This is a genomic window from Streptomyces sp. NPDC001828 (assembly GCF_042892175.1).
Classification (GTDB): Bacteria; Actinomycetota; Actinomycetes; order Streptomycetales; family Streptomycetaceae; genus Streptomyces.
Window position 1 is genome coordinate 1 of record NZ_JBIATV010000031.1, and the last position, 3,964, is coordinate 3,964.

At 71.4% G+C, this 3,964-nt stretch carries 5 protein-coding genes; all 5 read right to left on the reverse strand.

Annotated features, from left to right (window positions below; all coding sequences use genetic code 11):
* Positions 1-263 precede the first annotated feature (263 nt).
* The 5 genes from ACFYZA_RS40205 to ACFYZA_RS40225 all read right to left on the reverse strand — a co-directional run bounded on the left by ACFYZA_RS40205 (position 264) and on the right by ACFYZA_RS40225 (position 3,854).
* The gene (locus tag ACFYZA_RS40205; RefSeq protein ID WP_388495141.1) at positions 264-692 is read right to left on the reverse strand and encodes a hypothetical protein; all 429 of its coding nucleotides are present in this window, start codon (positions 690-692) and stop codon (positions 264-266) included.
* A gap of 6 nt (positions 693-698) precedes the next feature.
* Complete coding sequence (locus ACFYZA_RS40210) at positions 699-1,775, reverse strand: hypothetical protein (protein WP_388495142.1); 1,077 nt, start codon at positions 1,773-1,775, stop codon at positions 699-701.
* A 551-nt stretch (positions 1,776-2,326) separates the two neighbouring features.
* Positions 2,327-2,842, reverse strand: a complete 516-nt coding sequence (locus ACFYZA_RS40215; RefSeq protein ID WP_360118912.1) for a hypothetical protein — start codon at positions 2,840-2,842, stop codon at positions 2,327-2,329.
* 169 nt (positions 2,843-3,011) lie between these two features.
* Positions 3,012-3,389 (reverse strand): hypothetical protein, encoded by a 378-nt coding sequence (locus ACFYZA_RS40220; RefSeq protein ID WP_388495143.1) that lies wholly within the window; start codon positions 3,387-3,389, stop codon positions 3,012-3,014.
* An 81-nt stretch (positions 3,390-3,470) separates the two neighbouring features.
* On the reverse strand, positions 3,471-3,854 hold the full coding sequence (locus ACFYZA_RS40225; RefSeq protein WP_388495144.1) for a hypothetical protein: 384 nt from the start codon (positions 3,852-3,854) through the stop codon (positions 3,471-3,473).
* Between the last annotated feature and the right edge of the window lie 110 nt (positions 3,855-3,964).

The following is a 3,964-nucleotide window of genomic DNA, read 5'->3' on the forward strand; positions in this document are numbered from 1 at the left end:
CGCGGCCGCCCCGCCGGCCCCCGCCCCCGGCGCCTGGGGAGCGCGAGGGGGCGGCGCGAGAGCGCCCCTCGCAACCCGGCCGAAGGACGGGTGCCGTCGTACGGCGCTGCGCGCCCGCGCCGCCCTCCACACCGCGAGCGTCGCTGACGGCCGATGCGGCCACCTGCGTGCGCGGCGGGCCCGACGGTCGACGGCGGGCCGGCGCGCTCCGCGCGAGCAGCCCCCGCGTCCGACCCGAGAGCCGGAACGCGGGGGCGGTGCGGTTACGCCCCGTGGGAGGCGTAGGCGGCGAGCTGCTCGACCAGTTCGAGCGCGTCCAGGTCGCACGTGCACTCCATGCCGTGCCCCGGGGCCTGGTGCACGGCGTTGATCTGCGCGGCCCGTGTCAGCGCTTCCTGAAGCGGCTCGGCCGGGCGCACGGACACCTCTCGCACCTTCTGGAGGTAGTCGCCCTCGATGGGCTTCTCGTGCCCCAGAGAGTGCAGCAACTCGTCTGCGATGTCCTCGGCGATGACCTTCGAGTGGATGCCCTGCTCGGTCGGCAGGGGGTTGCCGTCAGCGTCGTGCGTGGCGGCGTCGTACCGGATGACGCCGAGGAAGTGGGCGGTTACGGCGGTGATGTCGTGTCTCCTGTCAGGTGGTGGGAACTTCGGACGGGCCGGGTGGCGGGGCGGCTTGAGTCGCCCCGCCACCCGGGCCTACACCGCGACGGCTTCGCAGTCGTCGGCGGTGGCGACGATGGTGATGCGCGGGCGGGCGACTGGGGTCTGCGGCGTGCCCTCGTACCGGTCGGTCTGGGGCTTCCTGGCCGTGCCGGTGATGCGCACGCGGTCGCCCTCCTCGGCCTCCCACGCCGACTTGCTGGTGCTGAAGACCTTCAGCGTGAGTCCGTCTCCTGCGTCGACCAGCAGGAGCATCCGGGAGCCGAATGCGCCGTCGACGGTCCTGGCCAGGGTGACGGTGCCCTCATGGGCCACCTCGTCGCCTTCAGCCAGGGATCGGGCGGAGGCGATGCGTTCGGCGCGCGCGGCGGCTTCGACGGCGGCGCGCTCGTCGCGGTGGGCGTACTCCTCGGCGGCCCGGCGGGCGGCCTGGTCCTGGCGGGGCGTCATGGACTTGCCGGAGGTGATCAGGCGGCGCATGTCGTCGGGGAAGGTGCTTCCGTCGTTGTCCATCCACTTGGCCAGCTCGGGCTCGGCGGCGCTGAACTTGGCCCAGATCACGCGGCGCTTGGCGGCGTCGATGATGGCCCGCTCGTGCTGCTTGCGCATGTCGGTGGCCAGGTACTTCACGTCTTCGATCCGGTGCTCAAGGGGCATCGGGGCCCCGAGGGCTCCGTATCCCGCGCAGTCGAAGCAGATGCCTCCCTGGACATGGTCGTAAGCGTTGATGTGTCCCTTGCCGCCGCACTTGCCGCACGGCTGGGCGTATCCGTCCTTCTCCAGCCGGTAGAAGACGGAGACCAGTCCGTCGATGGTGATGGTTGCGCCGCCGCCGAGCGCGTTCAGGCGGGAACCGACGTGGGTGACGGTCGGCTCGGGCAGGGCCAGGGAGACGGAGAGGGCCGTCAGTGCTGCGGCAAGGGCCTCCTTGCGGGTGCGGCCGGACGCGACCGACTGGGGGTCTGCGGCGTCGTCCGCGTGGGCGACGGTCCACGTACGGCCGGGCTTGGTGACCTTGAAGAGCTTGTTGGCGATGACGCAGTGCCAGACTCCGCCGATCTTCGTCAGGGCCGGAAGCTGCTGGTCCTGGTCCGCGCGCTGGGTGGTGGTCATGATCTGTGCCCTCCGTGTGGTGCCGGGTTTCGAGTGGTCTCGCTGTCCGGGGTGCCACCCCCTTCCAACAAGCTCAATATTACCAGTGCTGGGCCGGATCGCCTAGCCGAAAAGGGGGTCTGACCAGGGTTTTTCTGCGAATCACGCACCCTTCGCGCGCCCTCCCAGTCGAGCCGCCCCCTCCCCTTGCCAGCCGTCTTCAGGTCGGCTCGCGACAGGCAGCACCCGGCGGACGGACGATCACGCGCACCGCTCGGAATGCCGCGCCGGGAGCCGTCGACGGATGAACGGCGGGGCCGGCCACGGGCGCCTGGGGTGCGTGAGGGGGTGGCGCGGGAGCGCCCCTCACACCCGGCCGGAGGCCGGGTGCCGCACGGTCGAGCGGCGCACCGTCCGCCGGCCCCACCGTGTGGCCGTCGCTCGCGCCGGGTCCACTCCCCCTCGTACGCGACCGGCGACGCCTCGGCGGCCCGTCGGCGCCCACCGCCGCATGGGCACGCCGAAGGGGCGGACACCTGCGCGGTGTCCGCCCCTTCGGGGGTGTGCGGGGCCTAGAAGGGGGCCAGACCGACGGCCGTGCCGCCCTGCGTGAGGAGGTACCAGACGTTTTCCATCTCGGGGTGCTCGTAGACACCGGGCCGCTTCTCGATCTCATCGGCCTTGGCGTAGGCGGCCTCCACGGCCTCCTGAGCCTCCTTCACGCGCTCGGCGGTGACTCGGCCGGGTCGGGTGAGCATGTCCTGAGCCAGCGCCGCACCGAGACGCTGAACGGCGTACGCGATGTCGAGCAGCTCGGTCAGCGCGTCCGCGATCGGGTCGACCTCGGGCCGCGCGTTGTCCACGACCACCTTGACGGGGAATCCGCACCGGCGGAGTTCGCGGGTGACCTTGGCGAACTTGAAGTGATCGAACGGCCAGGTACGGGTGCCGGGGGCGGCGAACGCGTTCAGGGAGTGGGACCACTCGAATCCGTGCTGCCGCAGGGTCGCCTTGAGCCAACCGTGGTGGTCGCTGAGGCGGGCGGTGGTGCCGTAGACCCTGCTGTGCTCGATGGTGGTGGTGATCACGGGGTTCCTCCGTGGTGTGGGTTTCGAGTGGTGGTGCCGGTCGGGGTGCCACCCCCTTCCAACAAGCTCAATATTACCAGTATTGGGCCAGATATGGAAGCGGGGGGCGGTTCTGATCAGGGGTTTTTCTGAGACTCGGGGCGGCGGTGGTCCGCCGCCCCGGCGCTGGTCAGTCCTGGCGGGCCGCGCGGGCGTCGCGCTCGCGGACGGCGGCGGCCACGGCCCCGGCGAACGTCTGCCCGGCGCTCCTGCGATCCGTCCAGGCGAATGGCACCGCCTTGTTGTCCAGGTACAGGCGGACCGCTTCGCGGGCCGTCTTGCGGCTGTCCACGCTGAACACCGCCTCGCCGATGGCGGGGAGGGACACGGTGACGTTGGTCCACACGTACTCGGCGGCCCGGTATTCGTCGTGGATGACGCGGGCGGGCTCGACCTGGAAGAGGCGGGCCAGGGTGGCGGTGAACTCGCGGGCGGCCTCGTGGGTGTCGAGCGGGGCCGGAATAAGGGTCGCGTCATGGCCGATGGCGGTGTGGATCTGGAACTTCATGGCGTGCTCTCCTGCGGTGCGTCGTGTCGGGTTTCGAGCGGGGCCGGGCGGCGGTGCCATCCGCCGCCCGGCCGTTCGGGGTCAGTTGGTGGCTGCGGCCTCCTCGTCGTCGGTGCGCCACAGCGGCAGGGCCTCGAAGTCCTGGCTGGGCGCGAGCTTGACCACGGCCGCGCGCACGGTGGCGGCCTTGACGGTGGCGGGCAGCAGGGCCGCGACGGCGCGGGGGTCCTTGTTCGCGCGCCACATGGCGTAGTGCACGTTCTGCCGCTCGGCGCGGGCCTTCGTCAGCGCCTCGCGGGCGGCCTGGTAGGTCGCCTCGGCCTCCAGCCCCGCCATGAGGAGGGGGGTGTCGATGCCCTCCCGCTGGTTGGACGCTTCGATCATCTCGGCGCGCATGGCCTGGTAGGCCGCGCGGCCGATCGTCTCCGCCTCGGCCTGACGCTCGGGGGTGATCTGCTCGCTCATGGGTTCCTCCGGTGTGGGTTTCGAGGGGTTCTCGTTGTCCGGGGTGCCACCCCCTTCCAACAAGCTCAATATTACCAGTGTTGGGCCGGATCACCTAGCGGAAAAGGGGG